The sequence below is a fragment of the Kitasatospora sp. NPDC008050 genome, from assembly GCF_042957465.1.
In the GTDB taxonomy this organism is placed as follows: Bacteria; Actinomycetota; Actinomycetes; order Streptomycetales; family Streptomycetaceae; genus Kitasatospora.
The window spans coordinates 104197-129582 of sequence record NZ_JBIBIJ010000020.1 but is presented as its reverse complement, the minus strand read 5'-3'; the positions used below and the strand labels follow the sequence as shown (position 1 = coordinate 129582).

19 protein-coding genes and 1 pseudogene are annotated in these 25386 nt (G+C 71.6%); 4 read left to right on the top strand and 16 right to left on the bottom strand.

The genetic code is table 11. The features are described 5' to 3' along the window. Positions 1–43: 43 nt before the first annotated feature. From ACFZB9_RS30800 to ACFZB9_RS30780, 5 genes are all read right to left on the bottom strand, one after another. Positions 44–1009, bottom strand: coding sequence for an NADP-dependent oxidoreductase (locus tag ACFZB9_RS30800; RefSeq protein ID WP_391452609.1), 966 nt, complete (start codon positions 1007–1009; stop codon positions 44–46). Positions 1010–1241: 232 nt separating this feature from the next. Continuing rightward, positions 1242–1478, bottom strand: a complete 237-nt coding sequence (locus ACFZB9_RS30795) for an NAD(P)-binding protein (protein ID WP_391452607.1) — start codon at positions 1476–1478, stop codon at positions 1242–1244. A 191-nt stretch (positions 1479–1669) separates the two neighbouring features. After that, positions 1670–1972: a hypothetical protein gene (locus ACFZB9_RS30790; RefSeq protein WP_391452605.1), complete on the bottom strand. Its 303-nt coding sequence runs from the start codon at positions 1970–1972 to the stop codon at positions 1670–1672. Positions 1973–2478: 506 nt separating this feature from the next. After that, a complete protein-coding gene (locus ACFZB9_RS30785) occupies positions 2479–3111 on the bottom strand; it encodes an HAD family hydrolase (protein ID WP_391452603.1) in 633 nt (210 codons plus the stop codon). A gap of 243 nt (positions 3112–3354) precedes the next feature. After that, positions 3355–4446 (bottom strand): RCC1 domain-containing protein, encoded by a 1092-nt coding sequence (locus ACFZB9_RS30780; RefSeq protein WP_391452602.1) that lies wholly within the window; start codon positions 4444–4446, stop codon positions 3355–3357. Positions 4447–4744: 298 nt separating this feature from the next. On the opposite strand from ACFZB9_RS30780, the gene ACFZB9_RS30775 reads away from it, so the two are divergent. Next, a complete protein-coding gene (locus ACFZB9_RS30775) occupies positions 4745–4948 on the top strand; it encodes a cold-shock protein (protein WP_391452600.1) in 204 nt (67 codons plus the stop codon). Positions 4949–5357: 409 nt separating this feature from the next. Further along, positions 5358–12401, top strand: coding sequence for a LamG-like jellyroll fold domain-containing protein (locus ACFZB9_RS30770; protein ID WP_391452598.1), 7044 nt, complete (start codon positions 5358–5360; stop codon positions 12399–12401). A 266-nt stretch (positions 12402–12667) separates the two neighbouring features. On the opposite strand, the gene ACFZB9_RS30765 is transcribed toward ACFZB9_RS30770, so the two are convergent. From ACFZB9_RS30765 to ACFZB9_RS30750, 4 genes are all read right to left on the bottom strand, one after another. Beyond that, a complete protein-coding gene (locus ACFZB9_RS30765) occupies positions 12668–14047 on the bottom strand; it encodes a cytochrome P450 (RefSeq protein ID WP_391452596.1) in 1380 nt (459 codons plus the stop codon). An 88-nt stretch (positions 14048–14135) separates the two neighbouring features. After that, positions 14136–15716: an AMP-binding protein gene (locus ACFZB9_RS30760; RefSeq protein ID WP_391452595.1), complete on the bottom strand. Its 1581-nt coding sequence runs from the start codon at positions 15714–15716 to the stop codon at positions 14136–14138. A gap of 1 nt (position 15717) precedes the next feature. Continuing rightward, positions 15718–16875: a pyridoxal-phosphate dependent enzyme gene (locus ACFZB9_RS30755; protein WP_391452593.1), complete on the bottom strand. Its 1158-nt coding sequence runs from the start codon at positions 16873–16875 to the stop codon at positions 15718–15720. A gap of 23 nt (positions 16876–16898) precedes the next feature. Further along, positions 16899–17855, bottom strand: a complete 957-nt coding sequence (locus tag ACFZB9_RS30750; RefSeq protein WP_391452591.1) for an isopenicillin N synthase family dioxygenase — start codon at positions 17853–17855, stop codon at positions 16899–16901. Between the two features lie 256 nt (positions 17856–18111). Between ACFZB9_RS30750 and ACFZB9_RS30745 the strand changes: the two genes are divergently transcribed. Further along, positions 18112–19284 (top strand): acyl-CoA dehydrogenase family protein, encoded by a 1173-nt coding sequence (locus ACFZB9_RS30745; protein ID WP_391452589.1) that lies wholly within the window; start codon positions 18112–18114, stop codon positions 19282–19284. Here the strand turns inward: ACFZB9_RS30745 and ACFZB9_RS30740 are convergent. Further along, positions 19273–19629 carry a hypothetical protein gene (locus ACFZB9_RS30740; RefSeq protein WP_391452587.1) on the bottom strand — a complete coding sequence of 119 codons (357 nt, stop codon included), beginning with the start codon at positions 19627–19629 and terminating at the stop codon, positions 19273–19275. The genes ACFZB9_RS30745 and ACFZB9_RS30740 overlap by 12 nt on opposite strands. Before the next feature lie 340 nt (positions 19630–19969). Next, complete coding sequence (locus ACFZB9_RS30735) at positions 19970–20476, bottom strand: hypothetical protein (protein ID WP_391452585.1); 507 nt, start codon at positions 20474–20476, stop codon at positions 19970–19972. A gap of 194 nt (positions 20477–20670) precedes the next feature. On the opposite strand from ACFZB9_RS30735, the gene ACFZB9_RS30730 reads away from it, so the two are divergent. Next, complete coding sequence (locus ACFZB9_RS30730; RefSeq protein ID WP_391452583.1) at positions 20671–21732, top strand: 5-methyltetrahydropteroyltriglutamate--homocysteine methyltransferase; 1062 nt, start codon at positions 20671–20673, stop codon at positions 21730–21732. Positions 21733–22287: 555 nt separating this feature from the next. On the opposite strand, the pseudogene ACFZB9_RS30725 reads toward ACFZB9_RS30730, so the two are convergent. The 5 genes and pseudogenes from ACFZB9_RS30725 to ACFZB9_RS30705 form a co-directional block, all read right to left on the bottom strand. Continuing rightward, positions 22288–22467: pseudogene (locus ACFZB9_RS30725) on the bottom strand (hypothetical protein); the annotation flags it as partial. A 451-nt stretch (positions 22468–22918) separates the two neighbouring features. Further along, positions 22919–23119 (bottom strand): hypothetical protein, encoded by a 201-nt coding sequence (locus ACFZB9_RS30720; protein WP_391452581.1) that lies wholly within the window; start codon positions 23117–23119, stop codon positions 22919–22921. Beyond that, positions 23119–23880, bottom strand: a complete 762-nt coding sequence (locus ACFZB9_RS30715) for an SRPBCC domain-containing protein (protein ID WP_391452578.1) — start codon at positions 23878–23880, stop codon at positions 23119–23121. Before ACFZB9_RS30715 ends, ACFZB9_RS30720 begins: the two co-directional genes overlap by 1 nt. Before the next feature lie 32 nt (positions 23881–23912). After that, entirely contained in the window at positions 23913–25160 is a 1248-nt protein-coding gene (locus ACFZB9_RS30710) for a cytochrome P450 (RefSeq protein ID WP_391452576.1), read from the bottom strand. 10 nt (positions 25161–25170) lie between these two features. After that, entirely contained in the window at positions 25171–25386 is a 216-nt protein-coding gene (locus ACFZB9_RS30705; RefSeq protein WP_391452574.1) for an MbtH family protein, read from the bottom strand.

Below are 25386 nucleotides of genomic sequence, written 5' to 3'. Positions count from 1 at the left end.
TTCTTGACCGGCAGTTCGGCAGGTAGCTCAGGTGATCGGCAGCTCAGGCGATGACGCGCAGGACGAGCTTTCCGCGGGTGCGGCCGGTCTCTCCCCGGGTGTGGGCCGCGGCGGCCTGCTCCAGCGGGAAGACCTCCTCGACCTCCACGCTCACCTGGCCGGCGTCGATGAGTTCGGCGATCCGGGTCAGCGCCGGGCCCTGCGGCTCGACCAGGAACGTGGTCGAGCGCACCCCCTTGGCCAGGGCCGCCTCGGCCAGCTCGGGTCCGGCGCCGGGGATGGCGACGAGCAGTCCGCCGGGGCGCAGCACGTCGAGCGAGCGGGTGCTGGTGTTGTCGTGCGCGTCGCCGACGAGGTCGATGACCACGTCGATGTCCTTGACGGCGTCCTCGAAGCGGACGGCGGTGTAGTCGACGACCTCGTCGGCGCCCAGTGCGGTGAGCCACTCGTGGCGGGCGCTGCTGGCGGTGCCGATGACGTGGGCACCCAGGTGCTTGGCGAACTGGACGGCCAGGTGTCCGACGCCACCGGCGGCGGCGTGGATCAGCACGCGCTGGCCGGGGCGGACGTCGGCGGCGTCGACCAGCGCCTGCCAGGCGGTGAGGGCGGCCAGCGGTACGGCGGCGGCCTGCTCGTGGCTGACGGTCGCGGGCTTGCGGGCGAACTGCCGGGCCGGCGCGGTCACGTACTCGGCGTAGCCGCCGGCCGCACGGGGGAACCACGGCATGCCGTAGACCTCGTCACCGACCTTGAGGGTGGTCACGCCGAAGCCGACCTCCGCCACGACGCCGGAGACGTCCCAGCCCAGCGTGAACGGCGGCTCGCCGAGCACACCGGCCATGCCCGAGCCCTCGCGGGTCTTCCAGTCGACCGGGTTGATCCCGGCGGCGTGCACCCGCACCAGGACCTCGGTCGGCAGCGGCACCGGACGGGCCACCTCCGCCACCCGGAGCACCTCGGGGCCACCGAAGCCGTGCTGGACCACCGCGCGCATCGAGGATGTGGACATGCGTCATCTCCCTGCATGAACTGATCGGACGTTATGGGCGACGCGAGGCCGGGGGACCTGATCCGCGGGGCTCGTCCCGTCGCGGTTGCGACCGTAGTCCCGAGGACGCGGTTACCCGCAAGGGCAGCTACTTCCCATAGGGAAGTAGCTGCCCTTGCGGGTAACCGGTCGACCACGATGCCGGTCCGGCCCGCGCCGAGCCTGCCGATCTCGTTCAGCCGCGGGTCCAGGATCAAACGGCTCGGCGGAGGTCCCCCAGGACGATCTCGTCCAGCAGCGGGTGCCAGCGCGTCGGCAGGCAGTCGCGCACCGCCTGGACACCGATCGGGTCCGGCACGAGCCGGTAGCCCTGGAACCGTGCGACGATCCCCGGGTCGCGTTCGAACACGTCGGCCTCGATCCCGGCACCACGCAGACCCTGCGCGAGAGCCAGACCTCCCAGACCGGCTCCGACGACGGAAAATCGCACCACACACCTCCGGCCACTGACACGAACTTAGTTCGTTCTGACGATCTAAGTTCTACGTCGCCACCGAGGGGTACGACGCGCTGACCATCCGCCGGGTCGCCGCCGTGCTCGGCACCGGTCCGTCCTCGCTGTACGCGCACATCGTCAGGCCTTGCGCCGGGGCACGCTGCGCCCCGGCGGAAGGCGGCGGGTCAGACAGTGGTGGCCAGCCAGCCGATCTTCTCCGTCGAGTGCTTGCCGTCGCTCATGACGCTGCTGTTCACGCGCACTTCGTTCAGCCGGATCAGGAAGCCCGACTCGGTGACGTCGTGGACGCGGATGCCGGGCGTGTCGGGGCCGTTGAAGGTCTGCGTCAACGGCAGCACGATGACCTCCGACCCGGACGGGAACGGGGTCGGGAAAGTGACCCGGGTAAAGGTGGAGGTGTTGCCTCCCGTGGTCTCGATCGCGTTGTCGGAGCTGAGCTCGATCTTGCCGGTCTGAATCATGGTCATGGTCTGCTCCCTGAGGTCGTGTTGGCTACCGTCCGGCAACCGTGCCCAGTCTCACCGAGGCGGGAGCAGAGGGTTTCGGTCTCATCACAATGAGTGATCGATTTTCGGCCGCACTTTACGGGGGCGGCGCTGCCTCGGCCCGGCTCCTGCGAACGCCCGTGGACGACGGCATCACCCCCGCGAAGTCGATTCGCTGTCCACTACGACCCCACATCAGTCGAGCTTCTGTCCGTCAATGAGCGACTTACGGGGTCGTCATCTCGACCGAAAAGGGACAGGAAGGGGCGCTGCGGTAGGCCGCGACTGGTTCCCCGCGGGGTTCCGTGCGGCAGCCCAGCATGCGATGGATCGAGGTCCGCATCCGCGTCGGAAACGTCGCCTGCTGGGCCGACAGCTGACTTCAGGGGACCGATATGTCTGCCGCCCCCGGCCACATCGCCAGCCTCGATGACGGTCCCGCCGTGCCCGGCTGCGGGTCGGTCGTGGTCCAGCCGTGCTCCACCTGCTCACAGTCTCCGGGCGTTCCAGATACTGGCGCGGATGTCGATGACGGCGAGTCCGGCGGCCAGGGCTGCGGTGATGCCTTCGTCGGTGTTCTCGAAGGCCAGGCAGCGGGCGGGTTCTCTGGCGAGTTTCGCGGCGGCCAGCAGGTAGCACTCGGGGTCCGGCTTGAGGCGCTCGACGTGTTCGCGGGCGATGACGGCCTGGAAGAGTCCGGCCAGGCCGATGGCGGCCAGGCCGGCGTCCACCACGCGGCCGTCGTTGGCCGAGGCCACGGCCGCGGGCACAGGGGTGGCAAGGTGGCGTGCCACGGCCGTGACGCGCGGCAGCTCCCGCACGTGGTGGCTGCGGGTGAGCCAGTGGCCGCGGGCGATGGTCACGAACTCGCCGTCGGTGCAGGGCAGTCGCAGGCCGAGGTCGGTGTGCAGGCGTTGGCGCAGCAGGGTGAGGTCGGCGAGCGGCGCGTCGCGCAGCCACGGTTCGGGGACGGTGAGGTCCAGGTCGGTGAGGGTGGCGCGGGTGGCGTCGGTGTTGAGGGTGCTGGTGTCGGCGAGGGCGGTCAGTGCCAGGCCGGTGGCGGCGGGGCTGGAGTACGGTTCGCCGTCGATGCGCGGCCAGCCGCCGTCGTGGCTGGGCAACTCCCCGCCGGCGGCCCCACTGACGGCCAATTCCGTCCACTGGCCTGGCTGTTCGTGACGCTCAGCAAGCCTGGGCATCCTGTCACCGGGCTGCCGTCACGGGCAGCGTCCACCCGTGGGCCGGTACGGTCGCGTATCGCTGTAGGTCTTGGGGCGCTGAGCTGGTCAAGCCCAAGAGGCCCGCTGCGGTCGTTCCTGCAGCGGGCCTGAACGCCGGGCGTACGCCTTGGGTGTGGGTCCGGGTCAGTTCGCGAAGCTGAAGTCGCCGGCTGCTGGGGCGGCGATCTTGTCCACGCCGGTCAATGCGGTGAGCGTGGTCACCGGGGTGCTGCTGTCGTTGGTGGTGCCGTCGCCGAGCTGGCCCGAGCCGTTGGCCCCCCAGGAGCGGACCGTATTGTCGCCGAGCAGAGCGATGGTGTGTTCCCGGCCGCCCTCCAGCTGCTGGACGCCGGTCAGGCCGGGCACCGGAACGGGCTTGTTCCGGTTGTCGGTGGTGCCGTCGCCGAGCTGGCCCGAGGTGTTCTGCCCCCACGCGAGGAGAGTGTTGTCGCTGCCGGTCACGGCATGGCTGTGGTTGCCGCCGGCGGCGATCTGGGACACCACGCCGCTCCCCAACTCGGTGTCCACCGGGGTGTATCGGTTGATCGTGCTTCCGTCGCCGAGTTGGCCGGTGGCGTTGTGACCCCACGCCTTGACCGCGTTGTCGCCCGCCAGGGCGAGGTTGTGGTTGGCGCCTGCGGCGATCCGGGTCACCCCGGTCAGGCCGGTGACCGGGGCTGGGACGTTCCGGCTGGCCGAGGTTCCGTCGCCCAGCTGCCCGCTGATGTTGTAGCCCCACGCCCAGACAGTGCCGTCCTCACGCAGCGCGAGGCTGTGGTTGAGGCCGGCCACGATCGCGATCACCTTGTTGAGGCCTTCGACCCGGACCGGGACGCTGCTGTCCATGGTGGTGCCGTTGCCGAGCTGGCCGTAGTTGTTCTTGCCCCAGGCGACCACGGTCCGGTCGGCCAGCAGCGCCAGGCTGTGCGCACCGCCGGCCGCGATGTCGCTGGCGGTGGACAGGTTGACCACCTGGCCGGGCGCGTTGTGGCTGAACACCGAGCCGTCGCCGAGCTGGCCCGAGCCGTTGGCCCCCCAGGACTGCACCGTGCGGTCGGTCAGCAGGGCCAGGCCGTGGCCGGCCGCAGGCCCGGCACCGCCGGCGGCGATCTTCACCACCTCGGCGCTGGTCAGCCCGAGCACCGTGGTGGCGGTGGTGCGGAAGTCAGTCCAGGTGCCGTCGCCGAGCTGGCCCGCACGGTTGTTGCCCCAGGCCTTGAGTCGCTTCTCCTGCACGTCATCTCCCGAGCATCGATACGGTGGCCGCGAGCGGTTCCGCGCGTGGGAGACCAGCCCAACGGCCTGTCACGGCAATCCTGGTAGGTCGTCTGGTCACGGGCCCTTGCCAAACCGCCCTCATCACTCGAACGAGTGGGCCAATTCTCGGATCAAACGGTCGGTCGTCCGCATTGCCCGCCCCTTCGTTCCTCCGGCCGGGTGGGGTTGGACTGGCGGCGGTTTTTTCTACTGAGGAGTGGGGAGGGTCGGGCCGTGCCGCGGCGGTTGGGCTGCGGGTCGGAGAAGGGTGCCGGGTATGGCTCAGGGTTCTGTGAAGTGGTTCAACGGGGAGAAGGGGTTCGGTTTCATCGAGCAGGATGGTGGGGGTCCGGACGTGTTGGTGCATCACTCGGAGATTCAGGGCAACGGGTACAAGTCGTTGGATGAGGGGCAGCGGGTGGAGTTCGAGATCACGCAGGGGCAGAAGGGCCCGCAGGCGCAGCAGGTGCGCGCGCTCTGACCTGCCGGGCCCCGCGCCCCGCGCCGCCGGCCAGGACGACGCCCAGTCCGAGCAGGGGCGAGTGGAGCCCCGGCCCGCGACCGGTCTCATAGCCTGCGGATGAGGCCGGTCGCGTCAGCAGGAGTGGCGAAGCAGACCTCCGACGGGCAGGTGAACGGCAAACCCGTGGACGCGGCGAACGCCGCCTGTCCCACGGCTACGGGGGCGGCGACGCAGATGTTCACTCGATCCGGCGAACGGTCGGCTGAGGTGTCCCGGCGTGCGAACTTCTGTGGTGAGTATGGGTCAGGTAGCGAGTCGATCTTGCTCCCTTGTCATGCCGTCAGGCGGACGCGCTGCTTCCCCGGGAGCGAGGAGCCCGGGTGCGCTGTCGCGCCCGGACGGCTCCTCGAATCGAAGTGAGGAAGCATTGTCCCCCGACACCTCCCGTACCAAGGTCTACAGCGATCGCACGTACCTGCACACGACGTTGGTGCGTCACGCGGGCACCACAGTGGCGCTGGCGCTGGCGGCCGACCGCCGGATCTACTACAGCGTGCTCGACCTGGACAGCAGGCCCGCCGACGCCACGAAGGGACTGACCGACCCGAAGGCGGAGCCGAGCCAGCTCGACGTGCTGCACTGGGCGGACGATCCGAGCGAGCTGCGTTTCCCGAGCGAGATCGCCAAGGTCGGCTTCGCCCTGATGGGCGCCACCCGGCTGCCCGCCGTACGACGGGGCACCCGCACGGAGGCGCCTACGGACGAACTGCTGAGCCCGACGGCGACGGACACCTTCCTCTCCAGCACCGCCCGCCTCACCGCCGAGGCACCGTTCCAGGCGCTCTCGGACGGCAAGTACCTCTACGTCTTCCGCCAGTCGGTGGCGGCCGACCACGGGGACGCGCTGCTGCGCACCAGCGAGGGAACGTACACCGGAGACCGGGAGAGCCCGCGGCTTCAGCTGGTGGAGGGAGAGAAGATCGGCCTGGCGGTCGACGCGCTGCTCTGTGACCGATTCATCGTGTCCGGCCCGCAGTTGCTGCCGGTGCCCGAGGTGCGCTACCGGCGCAGCCGCCACCGGACCAGGCCGGACTCGGCCAAGGACGGCCTGGGTACCACTGACATGGACGGGCGGGACTTCCACGAACCCACGTTGGAACTGGGCTTCCTGGGCAGGGTGACCGGTGGCCGCTTCGCGGCGGTGCTGCTGCCCACCGAGGTCGGCGACCTGCGCCACTGGCAGTTCTTCGTCGACAAGCCCGACGCCGGGGTGATCGACGCGGTCAACGTCGAGCAGGGCAAGGACGGGCTGTTCCACACCCAGGGCTCGCGGCTCTACACCAGCCCCGACGCCAGGTACAGCGACGCCGTGCTGGAGCGCGCGCCCGGCAAGTGCCCCTTCACGGGCAAGGACCTGGTGCCGGCCGAGAGCGGGGAGGGCTTCGCCGAGACGGCGCTCTCCTTCGACGGCGAGACCGGTCGGCTCGCGGTGGACACCAGGACGCCGCTGCCGCTCGGCGCGGGCCCGTACACCGTGGAGCTGTGGCTCAGTCCGCAGGCCTGGGGCAGCACACTGCTGTCCGCCTCCGGTAAGGCTCCCGCCGCCAAGGCGGACACCACGGCGGTGACGCCCGGGCGCTGGCGGCTGGAGCTGACGGCGGCCGGCAAGGTGGCCGTGCAGCACGACGCGGACGGGGCGGGGACGGCGGCCACCTCCGCGGTCGAGGTGCCGGTCGGCGAGGGGGTCTACACCCACGTGGCCGTGGCGTACGACGGCACCGGTGCCACGTTGTACGTGAACGGGGTTGCGGGCAAGGCGGCCGAGCTCCCGGCCGGCAAGGGCGAGCGGACGCGGCTGACGGTCGGTGCCCAGGAGGTCGGCGGCAAGGCCGAGGGCTGCTACCGCGGGGTGATCGACGAGATCCGGATCTGGGACCGCGCCCTCCGGGCGGCCGAGCTGGCCGAGGACCGCTCCTACCGGTTGGTCGGCGACGAGCCGGGCCTCACCGGCTACTACCGCTTCGACGCAGGCTCGGGCACCCGGGTGTTCGACGCGACGCAGCGGGCGGCGCACGGCAGGCTGACCGGCGGGGTGAACTGGGTGACCTCGCAGGCCCCGATCGGCGACCACCCGGGGATGCGCCGGGAAAGCTTCGCGCTGTCCGGCCGTACCGTCTCCTCGGGGCTGCGCGCGCTGCTCTACCACCAGCAGGAGGAGGCACCCGCCGGGCACACCCAGCAGCTCGCACCGGCGAAGAAGCAGGCCCGGGTGCTGGTGGCGTGGGCGTCCGCCAAGGACGGCGAGTCGTCGCCCAAGGTCGCCGCACTGGACCTCGCCGTGGCCCGGGACGGCCGGCTCGCACAGCTCCCGGACGTCCTGGACCTGGACGAACTGGGCGCCACTGCCAAGCCGGTGGACGCCGAGCAGGTCAACACCCTGATGGCCGAGGTCGCCGTGCTCAGGAAGGAGGCGGAGAAGAAGAAGGCCGAGTTGGCCTTGGTCGAGGACGACCTGGCCGCCTTCGAGGACCTGCGGGCGGAGACCGATAAGGCATGGGATGACCTGCACACGGCTCAAGAGGAGCAGAAGCGGGCGGCGAAGGCCGACCCCGTCACCGAGGGCACCGTCGTCCTGATCCGCATCTCCTCGGACGGTGACAGGGACGGCACCAAGCGGGGCAACCTGGTGGCAGCCGAGCCCGCCACCGGAAGTACGCGAGTGCTCGCCTTTGCCCCCGGGGTGACCGACGAGACGGCCCAGTGGCAGTTCGTGCCGGTCGGCACGACCAAGTGCACCGGCGACAAGGACAAGTGGCGCCTGAAGCACGTGGGCAGCCAGCAGTGGCTCGACCTGGACTTCCGCTCCAAGGAGAAGGGAGGCGAAGTTCCGCTGGCTCTGAAGGCCAGCGAACGGGATGCCATCCATCTGACGGTCGAACGGAATGGGAGCAGCTATGCACTGGGCACTTACTGGGGCAAGGTCGGCACCAAGCCGGAGTTGAAGGAGGGAGAGTCTGCCCTCTGGAACCCCCGTGCGGAAAAGACGGGGTGGCTTACCGTCATCAAGGCGGTCGGTACGGTCGACCTGGCCGAGAAGGTGGAAAAGGCTCACGCCGAGGCCCTGGCCCTGGAAGCCCGCCTGCAGGACGCCGACAACCTGAACAAGGGGGGCAGTCTCCGGGCCCCCTACGACGCCGCCAAACGCAGGCTGGAGGAGAAGGAGGCCGAGGTCGGCAGGGCCACCGGCGGCGCCTCGGGCCGCAGCACGCTCAGGCTGGCGATGCCGAGCCTGGGCCGCGACAGGTCCGGCCTGGGCCGGGCGGGCGCCGTGCTGAGCTTCGCCGCCACCCGGGACACGCCGTACCTGCTGGACAGCGGCTCCGGGCAGCTGGGGCTCTACTTCCGTGACGGCGAGGGCAAGTTCACCGCCGCCTACTACGACACCTCGGTGGGCCGCTCGGTCAAGCAGCTGGCGGCGGGCGACAGCGCGCAGCTGCTGCTGACGGCCGCCGACCCGAGCACCGACCTGGCCAGGGTGACGGTCACGGCCGAAGCCACCGGCAGCCCGGACCGGTGCAAGCTCACCCTGACCGAGACCGCCGCCGACGGCACCACCGTGACCGACCAGGAAGTCTGGGACCTGCTGCCCCGCGACGTGGGCCGGGCCGCCGACGCACTCAACGGCGTACGAGAGCTGCCGCAGGCCGTCGGTGAGGTCAGCACGCTGGAAGGCGGCAAGCTGACCCTGGAAACCGGGACCCTCCGGCAACTGACCGCGGGCACACTCCTCCTGGTCGGAGACCAGCCGTACCTGGTGACCGCGGATGCGGCTGCCGGGGCCACCGAACTGGCCGTCGGGTACGGCCCGATGGACGTGCCGGAGGCAGCCGGGCGGGCCGTCACGACGGTGAACCACACGCCCGGGCTGGTAACGGTCAGCCGGGCGGGGGCAACCACAGCCTTCGGTTCCCGGCTGGTGGAGGCCGCCTACACCCACCGCACCGGCACCCTGGCGAACGGCACCGCGACCGACCTGGCCGGCGTCAAGCCCAACTCCTGGTGGGGCGACACTCCGGGCCGGTCCTGGAAGTTCAAGAACGGGGCCGAGCCGCTGGACCTCCCGTACTCCCAGGTGACGGGGGCCGCCGCAGCGGACGATCTCACCCTGGAGGCCTGGGTCAAGCCCACCGCTACCACCGGGCCGGCCAGGATCATCAACTTCTGCCACCCACCCTTCGGCCGGTACGCATTGGCCCTCGGGGAAAGCACCGGCAGCGGCCGCCGGGTGCTGGCCCTGGTCGGCGACCAGTCGGTCACCACCGAAGAGAGGGTGGCGGACGGCGAGTGGACGCACCTGGCCGCCAGCTTCGAGCAGTCCTGGGCACTGCGCTTGGCCGGGCGCTCCTCGGCGGTGGCCGGGCACAGCGACGCGCTCAACCTCACGGGGGACTGCACCGTCGAGGTGCACGTCGCCGTCGACGAGTTCTCGGGCTACCAGGGCCTGATCTCCAAGGGCCGGCTGAAGGGCGGCCGGGAGCACGGGGTGCCCTTCCAGCTCGGAGTGGACGAGAACGGCCGATTGGTGCACTCGGTGGAGCTCGCCGACGGCACCGTGCGCAGCCACGTCTCCACCGGATCCCTCACCGCGGGCAAGGCACACCGTGTCGCGGTGGTCCGCCGGGCCGGGCAGCAACTCGTCGAGAGCAAGGGCAAGAAGACCATCACGTACACCGAGAACGGCGAGGCGGTCAGCCGCGAGGTGGACGTGATCGACTCGATGCTGCTGGACAGGTGGTTCGACGTCGCGTTCTACATCGACGGCGAAGCGGCCGGCGAAATGCGCGACCACGACCTGGTGCCGGCCAAGTCCAGCGGCCCGCTGGAGCTCGGCTGCGGCTGGTCGGGCGCCGATCCGCGCCACCTGGCCGGCACGGTGAGCGAGGTGCGGCTGTGGAACCTCGCCCGGGACAAGGCCCGGCTCGGCAGCGGCGCGCGCGGTGACGAGGGCCTGGTCGCGCACTGGCACTTCGAGGAGAACGAGGGCAACACCGCGGCCGACGAGACGGGCACGCACCCCCTGCGCCTGCACGGCGCGACCTGGACCAAGAACCCCGACCCGCTCGGCTCGACCTTCCGGATCTACCTGAACGGCCGCCCGGTCGTGGTGAAGCCGCGCACCGCGGACCCTGAGCGCCTCGGGTACTTCGGCACCTACGTGTTCTGTCTCGGCGGCCGCTACCCGTGGAGGACGGACGGAGGCAGGCAGGCCCCCGACCAGCTGTACCGGGGTGAGCTGGAGGAGGTGCGGGTCTGGCGCACCGTCCGGACGGAGGAGAACATCCTCGACAACCTCTTCGGGCGCCTGCGGGGCGAGCGCGCGGACCTGATCGCCGCGTACTCCTTCGACGACGCCTCCACCGAGGCGAACAGCAGGCTGGTCACCGACAGCGGTCCGCGCGGTCTGCACCTCAGGCTCGCCCAGGACGCCGCCAAGCGGCCCACCCCCGTGCTCTCCACCGCGCCGGTCTCCGGGGACGCGGCAGAGGTGCAGCCGGTCTTCGTGAAGACACCCAGCGCCTACCTGGCCACCATCCAGAACGCCCCCGCCGTGCAGGAGTACGCCGACCTCCAGCGGGACCACTACGGGCGCAGCAGCGGCGCGCTCAAGCGGGTGTACGCCTACGTCCGGGACGGCGCCTGGCACCTGGTCACCGGGTACAAGGTCGGTGACCTGGTCTCGGAGTGGGTCGCCCAAGTGCAGTTCGACCCCCAGATCACCGGGTACATCGAGGGCGCCCCGCCGGTGCCCTCGGAGAACCTGATCGCCACCAAGAGCCCCAAGCTGTTCAGCTACATCGACGCCACCAAGGTCGAGTTCGAGCGGGCCGACAGCGTGGTCAACACGCTCTCCTCCAGCCGTGAGCGCAGCGTCACGGCCGCGCTGGAGCTGGCGGTGGGCAACGAGGCCTCCGCCGACTCGCTGCTGATCAGCGCGCCTCTCGGCTTCGGCATCGCCAAGCCGATCGTCGAGGGCGGCTTCGACTGGGGTGTGCGGGCGACGACGGAGTTCGCCAACGCCTGGGGCGACGAGACCGAGGTCTCCCAGGGCTGGCAGACCGGGCGGCTGACGGCCGTCGGCCTCTCCGGGGGCTGGGAGACCCCGGACGCCGACAAGCAGCTCAACAAGGACAACGGGCGCCGCTTCGCGCCCTCCAACACCGGCTACGCCCTGGTGCAGTCCGAGACGGCCGACGTCTTCGCGCTGCGGCTCGCGCACAACCGGGCGCTGGTCTGCTACCGGATGGTGCCCAACCCCGACATCCCGCGCGACTGGAACCTCATCCCCTTCCCGATCAACCCCCGCTACACCAAGCAGGGCAGCCTCGACGGGTCGGTCGGGCAGGACGTGCACGGCAACCGGGTGATGGAGGAGGAGTACCAGGGCCTGACCGGGGGCGGTGAGCTGAGCTACTTCAAGCCGCGCGAGGCCTACGCGCTCAAGCGGCGGATCATCGAGGACCAGCAGCGCCTGCAGACCTTCTACGACGCGGTCTCCACCGAGACCCACCGCGCCGACCCCACGGCCGAGCGGGCCCGGCAGGTGCTCTCCGGGTTCGTCGGCCCGATCAAGGACCCGGCGCAGCGCGACGGCAAGGCCAGGCCGGCCGACGCGCAGGCCAAGCGGAGCCTGGTCAACACCTACGTCTGGTCGGCGGACGGCGGCTTCTTCGCCGAGACCACCGAGACCATGGACTCCGTCACCGAGGTCACCTCCGGCAGCTACCAGCTCTCCGGCTCGCTGGCCGGCTCCGTGGGAGGCGGCGTGAAGATCTTCGGCATCGGCGCGAACGCCCAGTTCGACGCCTCGGTGGGCGGCGGCATCGCGGTGACCCGCTCCCGCGGCAAGGAGTCGACCCGCTCGTTCAGCCTCGACATCACCTGCGACGTGCCGGGCGACCTGCAGAAGTACGACGCCAACGGGGATCCGGAGTACGACAAGGAGACGGGCGCGGCGATCGAGGTCCCGGGGCGGGTGGACGCCTACCGGTTCATGACCTTCTACCTGGACACCGACACCCAGAACTTCGAGGACTTCTACGGCAAGGTGGTCGACCCCCTTTGGCTCGGCGGCGACAGCGCCCACGCCGCAGCGCTGCGCCAGGCCCAGCAGTCCGACAAGCGGCCGCCGTGCTGGCGGGTGCTGCACCGCGTCACCTACATCAGCCGCAAGCTGGCCGGCGAGCCCGGCGCGGGGGCCTCGGCGCTGGACAGGTCGATGGCGCAGGAGGACATCTCCAGCAACTACGAACTGATCCGCCGGATCGACCCGTACGTCCGCGACCACACCGCCGACCGGGGTGAGCTGGAGGTCGCGGTCAAGGAGGCGCTGACCACCCACCTGCCCGGACTTCTGCCGCACACCGCGCAGGTGGCGGACTACTTCGCCCTCTACTACGGGCTGGACCAGTGACCGCCGTCCCCCTGGGGAGCACCGGGGTGACGGCGGACGGCCTCACGGTGGGGTGAACGCCGCACGATGACCTGCGCCGGGCGGGGCCTGCACCGGGCCCGACGGGCCCCGCCCGGCGCAGGAGGGTGCAGGTCGAAGCAGCGCGGATCCCGCGGCGGGAGGCCGGAGCAAGCGGCCTCTCGTGAACAGGGTCAGGCGTCACCGTCGTGGTTGCTGAGCGCCGTTGGCCTCGGACCAACCTTCCGTCTTCAAGAAGTGCGAACTCGTCACGCGCTGCCGCTGTCGCGTGGCAGGCGTCGGACCGCTCGTGCGGTCAGCGGCAGGCAGACCAGTTGGGCTGCGCCGACGGCAACTCGCTCCGCCTGGTCGCGGGTTCGCACGAGCGCCTTCTTGAACCCGAGCCCGAACCCGAACCCGGCAGGTGCCGGTGAGCTGTAGGCCGTCAGGCAGCACAGGCCGCCTCCTTCCAGCCCCCTGGTGTGGCGGGTGGGAGCGTGGACGGCGAAGGTGCTCAGGAGTTCTCGCACGATCACCGCTGCCGCTGTCCGGGAGAACCGCTCGGCGGGGCACTTGCGTAGACCCAGGCCGAAGCCCACGAATCCGGCGTCCGCTCGGCCGCGTTGCTCCCATCGCTGCGGGTCGAAGGCATCCGGCTCGGTGTGGCCCGTCCGCTGGTGCCGGCCGATGTCGAACAGGAGCTGGGTTCCGCGCGGGATCGTCACGGCCGGGCTCAGCGGGATGTCGTCCGCCACGAGTCGCTGGATCGTGGCGTGCAGGGGGTAGAGCCGCAGTGCTTCCGAGAGGAGGTGGTCGAGGTAGCGGAGATCGCTCTCGGCGACCCGTTCGACGACGTGCGGATGCCGGGATGCTTCGAGCACGGTGTGGCAGACGCCTTCGGAGAGCTGGATGACGCCGGTGTTGAAGAACACGCCCTGCAGGTGCTTCGCCCTGGCGGTCGTGTCGAGTGTGCTGTCGGGGCCGAAGATCTCGGGGCAGCCGCCGTGCTCGGTCACCGTGGTCCGCACGAGGTCGAGGAGTGCCAGTGCGGCGCCGGCGTCGCCGGCGGGCCGAAGTCCCTTGGAGGTGCGCATGGAGTTTCTGGCGGAGCGGCCGATCAGCGCGATCTGCTCATGCGTCGGCGTGGTGCTGAAGGCCAGTTCGAACATGAGGCGGGCGGAGATCGGGACGGCGAGGTCCATGAGCCGCAGCACGCGGCTGGTGGTTCCGGGGGGCCAGGCGTCGTCCAGGACCTGGCGTGTACACCTGCGGGCCATCGCGACGATCTCCTCGCGCGGGACGGCGAGGGCGCGGAAGGTAGCCCTGGCCAGCTCCGCGTAGCGGGGGTGGTCGGGGTCGATGTTCTCCTGGTGCTCGTTGGCCGGCCGGTGGAAGTGGCGGATGGCCCGCCGTGCGTGGGTGTCGCCGCGGTGGCTCGCGGACTCGTGGGCGAAGAGCTCCTCCAGGACGGGTCCGTGGATGTCCTGGTCGGGCAGGCGGATCATCGGTGTGCCGGCCGGGCCGTCGTCCTTGGTGAGCAGGCGGAACCGGTAGGCGGCGGCAAGACGTGGGTGGGCGGCGAAGGCGAGCACCGCCGCGGTGGCAGCGGCTGCCGGGATCGCGATCAGCAGGATCAGGAGGGCGCTCATGCGGGCTCCGTCGACGAGGCTCGAATCGCCTGCGGTTGCGTGACTTCGCTCCGCCGGCCAGCTGCCGCGCTGCCGCGCGACTGGCCGGTCACGTGGCACCGCCGCACACTGCTCGGGCATCGGCGCTGATCTCGCGGCGAACCTCGTCCTTGCGGACCTTGCCGAGCGCGGTTCGCGGCAGCGCGGTCACGAGGGCCAGACGAGCCGGCAGGTACCACTCGGTCATGTTCCTGGCCCGTAGGAAGGCGCGGAGGTCTTCGAGCGAGGGCGGCGTACCACGGGGGACCACGACCGCACAGGCGACTTCGTGGCCGTCGTCGTCCGGCACGCCGACGACGGTGGCTTCGGCCACCCGGGGGTGGCCCAGGAGTTCGCCCTCCACCTCGGCCACCGGGATCACGTAGCCCCAGCCGATGCGATCGGCTGCGCGGGAGAGGAAGCGCAGGTTCCCCCGCTCGTCGGCCTGGACGAGGTCGTCCGTGTCGTACCAGCCCCCATCGTGCACGGGACTCCACAGGACGCGCCGGGTGCGCAGGTCGAACATCCCGCGGCACAGGCCGGGGCCGCGCACGTGCAGCCGGCCGACCCCGGGGGCATCGCTCTCGGTCAGCCGGATCCGCATGCCCGGCAACGGTTTTCCCAGGCTCCGCTCCTGCGCACCCGGCGGGTCGTCCGGCCGGGTCGCCATGACCGGGCCCGCCTCGGTCATGCCGTAGAACCTGACCAGTCGCGGGCACAGGAACGCACGCACCTGTGCGGCGACGGGGGCGGGCAGTGGCGCGGCGAGGCTGATGACCTGGCGCAGCCCGCTCAGCTCGCGGGGGTGACGCTGCTGCTCGCGGACGAGTTCACCGAGGCTGCGCGGGGCCGCGATCAGGCAGTTCACGTCGTGTCGTGCCAGCAGGTCCAGCCACGTCCCGGGGTTGTGGGTGTCGGTGAACATCGAGGGCTGTCCGGTGGCGAGCGGAGAGAGCAGCCCGAACAGCAGCCCGATCGCATGGGTCAGGGTGGAGACGGCGGCCGTCACGCCGTTCTCCGGGAGGTGTGCCCGTGCCGCCCGGAGGGCGGCGTACCTGGTGTTGTGGGTGTGCAGCACGGCCTTGGCCCGGCCGGTCGTCCCCGAGGTGCACAGCACCTGGCACACCTCGTCGGCTCGCACGGCCGGGCGTTCGGCGACGGGCAGCGGTACGGCGGACACCGCGTCGCGCATCAGGTCGCCGAGGGTGATGACCTGCGCGGTCCCGTGCCCACCGGATTCACCGTCGTCCGCGGTGACGAGCAGGCCGGTCCCCATGCTTGACGTCATCACCTCCCGCTCGCGCGCGCCGGTGCCCGGCGGCAGTGAGAGCGCCGCCGCGCCCACCCGGCCGCACGCCAGCCACAAGGCTCCCGACTCCCACCAGTTCGGCAGCTGCCAGGCCACCACCTGGCCGGGACGTACCCCCCGGTCCCGCAGTACCGCGGCGAACTGTTCGACACACCGGGCGAGTTCGCCGAAGGTGACGGTCACCGACTCGCCCAGGAGGGTGCGCGCGTTGAGGTACGCGGGTCGGTCGGCCGCGGTGCGGGCCAGTGCGTGGAGGTCGTCCAGGAAGGTGCCGTGGCGCCACCACCCCTGCTCGTAGTAGGAGGCGGACTCGGCCGGCAGCGCCGGCAACGACCTGCTCAACTCACCCATGGTTCCCCGAAAGTGACAGCGGTGACGAAAGCGGTGACGAGAGCTTGGCGGCCGCGCGGGCGACGACCTCGCAGGCCTCGTCCTGCTGGGCGCGCCAGTGGGGCTGGTAGGTACCGGCGGGGGTGGGGGCGGCGCCACCGGTGTACACGACCAGGGCGCGTTCGCCGGGGCGGATCAGGCCCTGTTCGATGGCGTCGAGCGTGCCGGCCAGCGAGTAGAGGCCGGCCCGCTCGCGGGGTGTGCCGTCGGGGTCGAGGGCGACGGTGACGCCGGCGTCCCGGAGCAGGGCGATGGCACGCGGTTCCAGCTGGAGGTAGCGGCTGTTGGTGAGGGCGCGCACGGTGCCGCGGCTGTAGGCGCACAGATTCCGCATGCGCCGCACGAGGTCCTCGGTGAGGGTCTGGCGGAACAGTGTGGGTTCGAGCACCGGGACCTCACCGGGCTCGCCCGACTGCTCGCCGAGGGCCCGGACGAACGGGGCGACCGCCTGCTGCTGGACGCCGAGGAAGCGGGGCACCTGGACGGGCTGCGTGCGCTGGAGCTCGCGCAGCCCGGCGTAGAAGCCGAGCGGCCCGTACCCGCTGGACAGCGCCTGGACGTGCCAGTCCCACTGCCGGCCCAGCTCGTGTCCGGCGTCGCGCAGGACGTGGGCGCGCAGCTTGTTCGCCTCGTCCTGGTCGGTCGGGGCAGGGGCAACCGGGACGCCCAGGGTCTGGGCGCAGGCCGCCAGGACGGCCTTGATCCGGTGCTCGGGTGCGTCGACCTCGACGAACTGCACGGTGCCGGAGTCGGCGAGCCGGGGCACGATGCGGCGGCGGGAGGCCGGCGGGTGCAGGATCACCGCGCGCAGGCCGACGTGGGCGGCGTAGGCGGCCAGGGCGTTGGCGGTGTTCCCCGAACTCTGGGCGAGGACGAGCGGCTGCTCCTGCCCCAGGTAGCGGGAGACGGCCAGGCAGACCAGCCAGGACTTGAAGGTACCGGTGGTGTTGCCCGTCGACAGGTCCAGCACGTCGGCGAGAACGCCGCCCTGCGGCGGTAACTGGACGATGCGCGCGCTCTCCTGGAGGCTCGCCCGGCGGATCCGCTCGGGGTCGGCCGACAGGTGCGCGGCGTACCGCCGCACGACGTCGTCCTGCGCGTAGATCTCCATGGCCGCTCCCCTCCCCGCAACCGCTAACGGGCAGCGGCGAAATGGCTGCGCAGGTACTCGCTCCAGCGGACCGGCGGGTAGTCGGTGCGGCCGACGGGCGGCGGGAACGCCTCGATCAGGGCGTCCTGGTCGGCCCCGCTGGCGTAGAGCAGTGAGAGCAGGTCCTCCTCGGGGGCCGCGGCGGGCGGCGGGGCGACCCGGTGCAGGCACGCCGGCCAGCGGTCCCCGGTCCACCGGGCGAGAAGTTGGCCGACGTTGACGGCCAGGGTCCCGGGGACGAACGGAGCGTCGACCCAGCCGCCCTCGGCGCTGTGGAGCTGCAGGCCGCCCAGCCCGTGCTCGCGGTCCAGGACGGTCAGCGCGCCGAGGTCGGTGTGCGGGGCGTGCCGGTACCCACCCGCCGCGGTCGTTCCCAGCCGGCGCAGCGACGGGTACCACTTGAGCCCGCCGACATGGGTGGGGTCGCGCCGCAGCGCGGTGAAGTGGTCGGCGGGCGCGCCGAGCGCGTGGGCGCACAGCGTCAGCAGTTCGTCGCTGAGCGCGCGCATCGACCGCAGGTACTCCTCCGCCAGCTCCGCGAGCCGGGGCACCTGCGAGGGCCAGCGCTGCGCGCGGCGCTCGTCGAGGACCGCCGAGCCCGTGGCACCGCCGTCCCGGAAGCTGAACGTCTCCCTCAGGTCGGCCGGGCCCCCTTGGGCGTTCGGGTAGTCGGTGCTCCAACCGCTGCCGCCCCTCTCGGCGCGGTAGTCGGCCTTGACCGGCTCGGGCAGTGCGAAGAACTCCCTGGCGAGCGCCCGGAGTTCCCTGAGCAGCTCGGCCGGGACCTGGTGCCCGGTGACCAGGCAGAAGCCGTATGAACCGAAGATGGCGTCCAGCCGACGGGCCACCTGGTCGCGATCGTGCGGCTCACCGGTGCGCCAGCGCTCCAGGTCGATCAGCAGGTCGGCACCTTCGGCGGCCATTCGGGTGGCGGGGGTCATGGTCGTCCTCGTGCTCGCAGTGGTCCGGCGCCGCTGACGTTCCCGAGTCGCACCCGGGTCGTCGCGGTCCATCTAACCGGCGGCCCCACCTCGCTCCGGCATCCGACAGCCGAAACTCACCTGCACGAGTGATCGTTAGCCCGGCGGACACCTCCTCGGCCGGCTCCGCCGCCACCATGGGGGGCGGAATTCGGGGTCGCTGTCCGGGCGGACCCCCGGCCGTGTCGGCACCGCGCCGCGCGGCCCCGGAGCGGAAGTGAGCACGCGACGCATGGACGACACGGGCCTGGACCGGATCGCGCAGTTCGCCCGGCACGAGATCGGCCCCTACCTGGCCGCCCACCCGGAGGACCGCTACCCCCTGCCCCTGGTGCGACGACTGGCCCAGTTGGGCGCCTTCGGGGCGGCCGTGCCGACACAGTACGGCGGAGGCGACTGGAACCGGCGCGACCTCGCCCTCATCGGATACGAACTGGGCCGCGGCTGGCAGCCGTTGGCCGCTCTGGTCGGCACCCACCTCAAACTGTGCCGGCAGGTGACGCAGCACGGCACCCCGCGGCAGCGCGAACGGTGGCTCGACCCGATGGCCCGCGGCGAGAGCGTCTTCGCCCGCGCCTACCACGAACAGGGCATCGGCCACCCGTCCCAGCTGCGCACCCGCGCCACCCGGCGCGGCCGGGCCGGCGTGCTCAACGGACGCAAGAGCTGGGTGACCAACGCGCGCAACGCCGACCGGGTGCTGGCGATCGCCCGCGGCGACAACGCCGCCGTGGGCGTCCTCGTGGACCCCGCCCGCCCCGGGGTGACCGTCGGACCGGAGCTGCCCAGAGCCGGCATGCTCGGCGTCTCGCTCGCCGAAATCACCTTCGACGACTACGAGTTCGACCCCGAGGAGGACGTTCTCGGCGGCTGGGACCACGACCTGACCGCCTCGCTGCTCGCCCACGACGTGACCAGCTACACGGCCCGGGCCGTGGGCTCGGCCGACGCCGTCCTCGAACACACCGTGCGCTTCGTGCGCGACGGCCTGGCCCACCGGCCGGCCGACGTCCAGGGCGCCATCCGCCTGCGGACGGGCGAGTTGGCGGCCAAGGTCGCGGTGATGCGGACGGTCTGGCGCGCCCTGCTCGATCCGCAACCGCCCCAGGACGCAACGTCCCTTGGAGTGCCGATGCCGCCGATGGCCTCCGCGGTGGCCAAAGTGTTCTGCACCGGAACCCTCCTGGACGTGCTGCGGGAGGCGGCTGCGCTGTGCGGCGGGGCCGGGTACGCCGCAGCCGACCACGCCCTGGGACGGCACTACCGCGACGCGCTGGCACTGCCGATCGTCGGAGCGCCCAACGACGTCCTGCTGTCCCGGATCGGCGAACACGAGCTGGACGCGGACCGGTCGTCAGGACCGGTGGCGGATCCGCACTCAGGCCGCTGACCCGACACGATCCCAGGGAGCCGACCTACCCCCGCCGTCCGGGCCGGGCGGCGGCATCGAACTCCACGCACTCGATGAACGCGCCGCCCGGACGGCGGACGGCCAGGTTGCGATCTGCGGGGCCTGGTTCGGGCCGTCGATCACCTCGCCGCCGCGGCGCCCGGCCAGCGCCACGACCTCGTCCAGCGAGGTCACCACGGTGGCGGCCTGGGTGGCGCGGCACAGGGCCGGTGCCTCGGCGGTGCCGGCGATCAGCCGGCAGTCGCCGATCCGGGCCAGTTCAAGGTCGCCGTGCGCGAGGCGGATTGCGTGAGCGGCGCTGCCGCACCAGCAGCAAGGACTCAATACGCGTCCGATACCACCCACGGCCGGTTCCGGTGTGGGTCGCCGGAACCAGGCGGGCTCCGTTCCGGCCCAGATAGCGGCCGGGGAGGTGGCCGGGAACGTAGCTAGCGCTTCGCGCTCCAGTTTGCGCTGGCCATCTTGAACCGCTCCTGGTGCGGCATGTCGGGGTGCGCTTCCTTGAGTCGGGCCAGTTCCTCCTGCATGAACCTGTTGAAGGGGCCCAGCCTCTTGCGTCCGCCGCCTGCGCTGACCCTCGCCGCTGTCGACCTCTGCTGTTGTGTCACTTCTGCCTCCGCTGTCGTTGTCGGTGATCCATCTGCTGACCGCGCGGTTGTGGCGGCTACAGCACCAGGTCCATGCGCAATGCCCGGGCGCAGGCCACCGCGGCCTCGGTAGCGGCGCCTTGGGTGTTCTTGCGCTCCTCGTCCCAGTAGCCGGCCAGCACGATGCCCGGCACGCCGGCCAGCACGATGCCGTCGCCCTCGCCGTGCAGGTGCACCACCGGCAGCGGGCCGTCGTCGCCGCCGCCGGCCTCGCCGCGTTCGACGACGCGGTACTCGGTGCCACCGAAGTCCACCACCTGGCCGGTCCCCTCACCGTCGACCAACTCGAACAGCGCGTCGGCGTCGGAGGCGAAGAAGTCGGTGGCGTCCTCATAGGTGTCCGCGTCGCGGATGCCCAGTGCACCGGCCAGCACAGCCTGCTCGTCGTCGCCGAACAGGTACAGCGCGGCGGCGTTCGGTGCGGCGGTGGTGCCGTCGTTGGTCCCCTCGGGGTCCAGCAGCCGATCGAGCAGGTAGCTCTCCCACACGGTGTCGGTGTCCCCGTCGAAATCGATCTCGCTCAACCCGGTTCCCCTCATTGGTCCCTCCCCGCCCCGCTGCGCGCCGATCGACCTGGCTCCGGCCGAAAACGCGGCCAGGCTCGATTCCCGCTCTCCCGCGTCAACCGAGCAGTGCTCGGTGCCCCGAAAGTGGTTCATGAGGACATCTCGCACGTGTCGGCGATACCTTGCACTTCCGATCCTTCTAGCCTGCCGCCGTGATCCCTACTGAACCCATCGGCAGCATCCCCCGTCCCCCCGTACTGCAGGTCGCGACCTCGGACCTCCGGGCCGGGCACATCAGCGACACCGAGTTGGCCGCGAACCGGAGCCAGGCCGTCCGCGAGACCGTGGCGAGGCTGGAGGCCACCGGGTCGCCGGTGCTCACCGACGGCGAGCAGGCCAAGCCCAGCTTCCTCACCTATCCGCTCCAAGGGCTGTCCGACCTGAGCCCCGACGGCGCCGTCATCCCGTTCGCCGACGGCCACACCCGGCAGCTGCCGCGCCTGACCTCCGGACCCTTCCGCTACAAGACGTACGCGCAGGAGTACTTGCGGGCCGCGAAGCAGCACACGAAGCTCCCCGTGAAGCAGGCCGTCGTCGCCCCCTCGGCCCTGAGCCTGCTCTACCCGCCTGACGGGATCGCCGGCTACCCGCGCGAACAGTTCCTCGACGACCTGGCGAGCGAGGCGGAGACGGACATCCGCGGTTGCCTGGACGCGGGCGCGCACGTCGTCCAACTGGACTTCGAGGAAGGCCGCCTGTCACTCAAGCTCGACCCGAGTGGTCAGCTGCTGCGCGACTTCGTCGAGCTGAACAACAAGGTGCTGTCCCGCTTCACCGGGGCCGAGCGCTCCCGGATCGGCGTCTACAGCGGCCCCGGAGCCGACCAGGACTCCCCCCACAGCCTCGACGTCGACTACACCGACCTGCTGCCGCACCTGTTCCAGCTCACCGTCGGCAACTTCTACCTCCAGCTGGCCAGCGAGGCCGACCCGGACCGGGTCCTGGGCATCATCGCCGACCAACTGCGGCCCGGCATCCGCGTCTTCGTCGGCGTGACCGACCCGATCGACCCACGCGTGGAGACGGCCGAGGAGGTCCGCGACCGCGTCCTGCGCGCCGCCCGCCACATCCCGGTCGACCAGCTCGGCACCTGCGACGACGCCGGCTTCGCACCGTTCGCCGACGACGCCTCCACCTCGCGGGACACCGCGTTCGCCAAGATCCGCGCCCGCGTGGAGGGCACCGCGCTCGCCGCCGAGCAGCTGGGAGCCTGACCACGGCGGCACGCTAGACCCACCAGGTGAAGGGCACCCGCCCGATCGGCCCCGAGCGGTGATTGGGCAGACCGCGGCCGGGCCCGCCGCGCACCACCTCCGCGCGGCGGGCCCGACGCCTCGCCGGTCCTCGGCGGGACTTCGGTACCAGCCTGCTGCCCGACGACGCCCACGATCCGGTGAACGGGGACGACCCCACCGATCAGGGAGCTTGCTGAACTCCGCGAGCCACCCGAACCAGGTGGCGGAGACATCCGTTTGCCCCTCGCGAGCGCCCGGAATCAGCGCAAGGAGTCCCCGTGGGAATTCTGACAGCGGTCAAGCACGCAGACAGGTGACAGCAGATGTGCCGAACGGAAGTCCTGGTCCGGCCCCGCACCGCCCTCCCAGCCTGCCCGTCTCGTGGACGGGCGCGAGGGCAGCGGGGTCGACGGAGCTGGCCACGCCTGCGCGGGGCCCCTCCGGCGAGCAAGCCGATCTCTGCGATGGCGTCGAGGTCCCGCTGCCCGGTCCTGTGTGCCCCGGGTGTGGCAGCGGCGTGGCGAGTTGCGTGTCCTACTTCGTGCGGTCGATGACGTTGCCGTTGGAACAGTTGTTGACATGGTCGCCGACGTAGTCGCCCAGGACCGGGACGACGGCCACCTCCTGCAAGCAGACGGCGGCGGCGGTGAAGTCCCAGTTGTTGACGGCGTTGATGGCACCGCCGATGGCGGAGTCGTTGGCGGCTTGGGCGGGGTGGTCAGGGCGCCCGGCTCGCTGTTGTCGAGCTTCGCGATAGCCGCGGTGCGTGCTTCAGGCCACGATCACCGCGTCCTCCGCGCCTGTGGACATCGCGTTCACCGGCGACGGCGAGCGAGTGGCCGGAACGGTGGCCACAGTCGACCTCGGCGAGGGGCCATCGTCTGGTCCTGGTCGACGGCGCCCCGGAAGGGACGTCACTACCCGCCGGGGCTTGGGCCCTGCCGGGCGGCCGGGTGCTGCGAATGACCCGGCGCACCCCTGCGCCGGCGTCCGACCCAAGGCGCTTGGACGGCCTGGGCCGTCCCCTGCCTGCGCAGCACCGGCGTCACCGCCCATCCGACGCGGGCGCGGGCTGTGCGACAGGCAGGAGGTCTCGCCGGCGTCATCCGGTTCGACATCGGGGCCCGGGCGCGCGGTGGCGCCCGGGCCGACGCGCACGGAGCAGCTACCAGCGGCGACGCGGCGGCGTCGGGTTGAGCTTGGCGGCAAGTGCGGAGAGGAAGACCGGGAGCTTGTCGACCATGTTCTTGGGGACCGGGGTGCTCTGGACAGTGCCCCTCCTCACGTCCTCGACGACGAGGGCGTAGGTGCCGTTCTCCTCGACGAGCTCGGCGGCGAAGAGCAGCGTCCGGGTGGAGGTTTCCATCAACGCTCCTTGGCGTGGGTGTCGTTGAGCCAGGCGGTCCATGCCTTGGTGGTCTGCTGCTCGTCGGTGTCCGCGCCGAACAGGTGGTGGCCGAGCCAGGTCGGCACGTTCCAGGTGCTGCCGTTGAAGAACCGGTACAGGGCGTGCGGGCCGCGCAGGCCGAGGAAGTCGGTGCTGATCCAGTCGACGACCACCTCCTCTTCGGTGTCGTGCTCCGGGCCGGGGGCGCGGAGGGTGAACCGGTCGCCGACGGCCGCGTCGTCGGCCAGGCCGAGGCGGCGGCGCAGGGCGGCGAAGTCGGCCGGGTCGGCGGTGGGTCCGGGCTGCTGGGCCCTGACGTAGGTGGCGGGGCGGCCGGCGAAGTGCCGGAGGTACTCGGCGAGGCCGTGCTGGTAGAAGTCGACGTGCTTCTCGGCCGCGTCCGTCTTGGCGTCCCAGGCCCACGCCTCGTCGACGACGCCGGTGTGCACCCAGTGGATCCCCATCCGCAGGTGGCTGGTCCCGTCGTCGGCCGGCTCGACGCGGTAGCTGAGCGTGTTGGAGAACCCGCCGTCCTGGGTCGCCCGGACGGCGAAGTGCCGCGGCGGTTCCCAGGCCACGACGGTGGCGTCGCCCCGGGTGGCCTTCCCGCCGATGCGCGGCTCGACCTCCATCGGGTAGAGCCAGCCCAGGTTGCCGGCGCCGGTGGCCACCGCGTGCCAGACCTGCTGGGGCGTGGCGGGCAGGTCCTGCTCCCGGCGGACCTCGAACTCTCGGGCCATGGTCGGTACTGCTCCTTTGTCGTGGTTCACGGTCAGTAGGCGATCGGGAGGGTCCACAGCCGCCGCTGCAGCGGATTGGGCCGCCAGTCCGGCTCCGCCCCGTCGGCGAGCCGCAGGTCGGGCAGCCGGCGCACCAGGGTGCCGATGGCGACCTCCGCCTGGAGCTTGGCCAGCGGGCCGCCGAGGCAGAAGTGCGGGCCGTGGCCGAAGCTCAGGTGGCGGTTGCCGGGGCGGGACAGGTCGAGCCGGTCAGGGTCCTCGAAGCGCTCGGGGTCGCGGTTGGTCGCCCCGAGGAACAGGTACACCAGCTCGTCCTCCCGCAGCGTCCGTCCGCCGATCTCCAGGTCCTGCGCGACGACCCGGACGATCGCCTGGCTGACCGTGTCGTAGCGGGCCAGCTCCTCGACGGCGTCGCGGATCAGCTCCGGGTCGGCGCGCAGCCGGGCCAGCTGGTCCGGGTGGCGCAGCAGGGCGAGCACGCCGTTGCCGATCAGGTGGGTGGTGGTCTCGTCGCCGGCGGTGATCAGGACGAAGCAGGTGGACAGCAGTTCGGAGTCGGTGAGCCGGTCGTCCTGGGCCTGGGTGGCGACCAGGGCGCTGATCAGGTCGTCGCCGGGTTCGCTCCGGCGCTGCCGGATGAGCCCGGACAGGTACTCCTCGTACTCCTCGATCGCCGCCTCGGACTCGTCGATGTCCTCGGCGAGCCGGCCGAAGCGGTGGAACCAGCCGGTGACCCGTGGCCGGTCCTCGTCCGGGATGCCGAAGAGCTCGCAGACCACGGACATCGGCAGCGGGGAGGCGATCGCCTCGATCAGATCGGCGGTCGGTCCGGCCGCGACGGCCTGGTCGACCAGCCGGTCGACGATCCGCTGGACGCCCCCGCGCAGGGCCTCGACGCGGCGGGCGGTGAAGGCCCGGTTGGCCAGCTTGCGCAGGCGGGCATGGTCCGGCGGGTCGGTGTTGGTCATCACCCGGCCGAGCCGGTCGGTGAGCCGGCTGAGGGCCTTGAGGTCGCCGCCGAGCGCGGTGTAGGCGCGGGTCATCCGGTCCCGGTCGTTGGACAGCCGCAGGTCGCCGAGCGCCGCCTCGACGTCGGCGTACCGGGTGAGGTACCAGATGCCCTGGGTGCTGCGGTGGACCGGGTCCTCGCGCCGCATCCGGGCGTAGAGCGGGTACGGGTCGCGGCGGGCCTCGGGGGTGAGCAGGGCCTCGGCGAGGTCGCCGGGCCGGGCGGGGCCCGCGGTGTCGCGGGCCCCGCTCAGTGTTTCGGACGTGGTCATGTCGGCCGCGCTACCGCTGGGCGTCCATGGCGTCGGCAAGGCTCCTGGGCCGCATGTCGGTCCATGCCTGCTCGACGTGCTCCAGGCAGGCGGCGTGGGTGTCGGGGCCGTGGGTGACGGTCCAGCCGTCCGGGACGTCGGCGAACTGCGGCCAGAGCGAGTGCTGGTTCTCGTCGTTGACGAGGACGAGGAAGGTGCCGTCCTGGTCGTCGAAGGGGTTGGTCAT

What these genes read in the sequence shown, in the direction of transcription:
- ACFZB9_RS30800 (WP_391452609.1), bottom strand. Translation starts at nt 1,009, where the DNA reads ATGTCCACATCCTCGATGCGCGCGGTGGTCCAGCACGGCTTCGGTGGC.
- ACFZB9_RS30790 (WP_391452605.1), bottom strand. Translation starts at nt 1,972, where the DNA reads ATGACCATGATTCAGACCGGCAAGATCGAGCTCAGCTCCGACAACGCG.
- ACFZB9_RS30775 (WP_391452600.1), top strand. Translation starts at nt 4,745, where the DNA reads ATGGCTCAGGGTTCTGTGAAGTGGTTCAACGGGGAGAAGGGGTTCGGT.
- ACFZB9_RS30765 (WP_391452596.1), bottom strand. Translation starts at nt 14,047, where the DNA reads ATGAGCGCCCTCCTGATCCTGCTGATCGCGATCCCGGCAGCCGCTGCC.
- ACFZB9_RS30755 (WP_391452593.1), bottom strand. Translation starts at nt 16,875, where the DNA reads ATGGAGATCTACGCGCAGGACGACGTCGTGCGGCGGTACGCCGCGCAC.
- ACFZB9_RS30750 (WP_391452591.1), bottom strand. Translation starts at nt 17,855, where the DNA reads ATGACCCCCGCCACCCGAATGGCCGCCGAAGGTGCCGACCTGCTGATC.
- ACFZB9_RS30720 (WP_391452581.1), bottom strand. Translation starts at nt 23,119, where the DNA reads ATGGAAACCTCCACCCGGACGCTGCTCTTCGCCGCCGAGCTCGTCGAG.
- ACFZB9_RS30715 (WP_391452578.1), bottom strand. Translation starts at nt 23,880, where the DNA reads ATGGCCCGAGAGTTCGAGGTCCGCCGGGAGCAGGACCTGCCCGCCACG.
- ACFZB9_RS30710 (WP_391452576.1), bottom strand. Translation starts at nt 25,160, where the DNA reads ATGACCACGTCCGAAACACTGAGCGGGGCCCGCGACACCGCGGGCCCC.
- ACFZB9_RS30705 (WP_391452574.1), bottom strand. Translation starts at nt 25,386, where the DNA reads ATGACCAACCCCTTCGACGACCAGGACGGCACCTTCCTCGTCCTCGTC.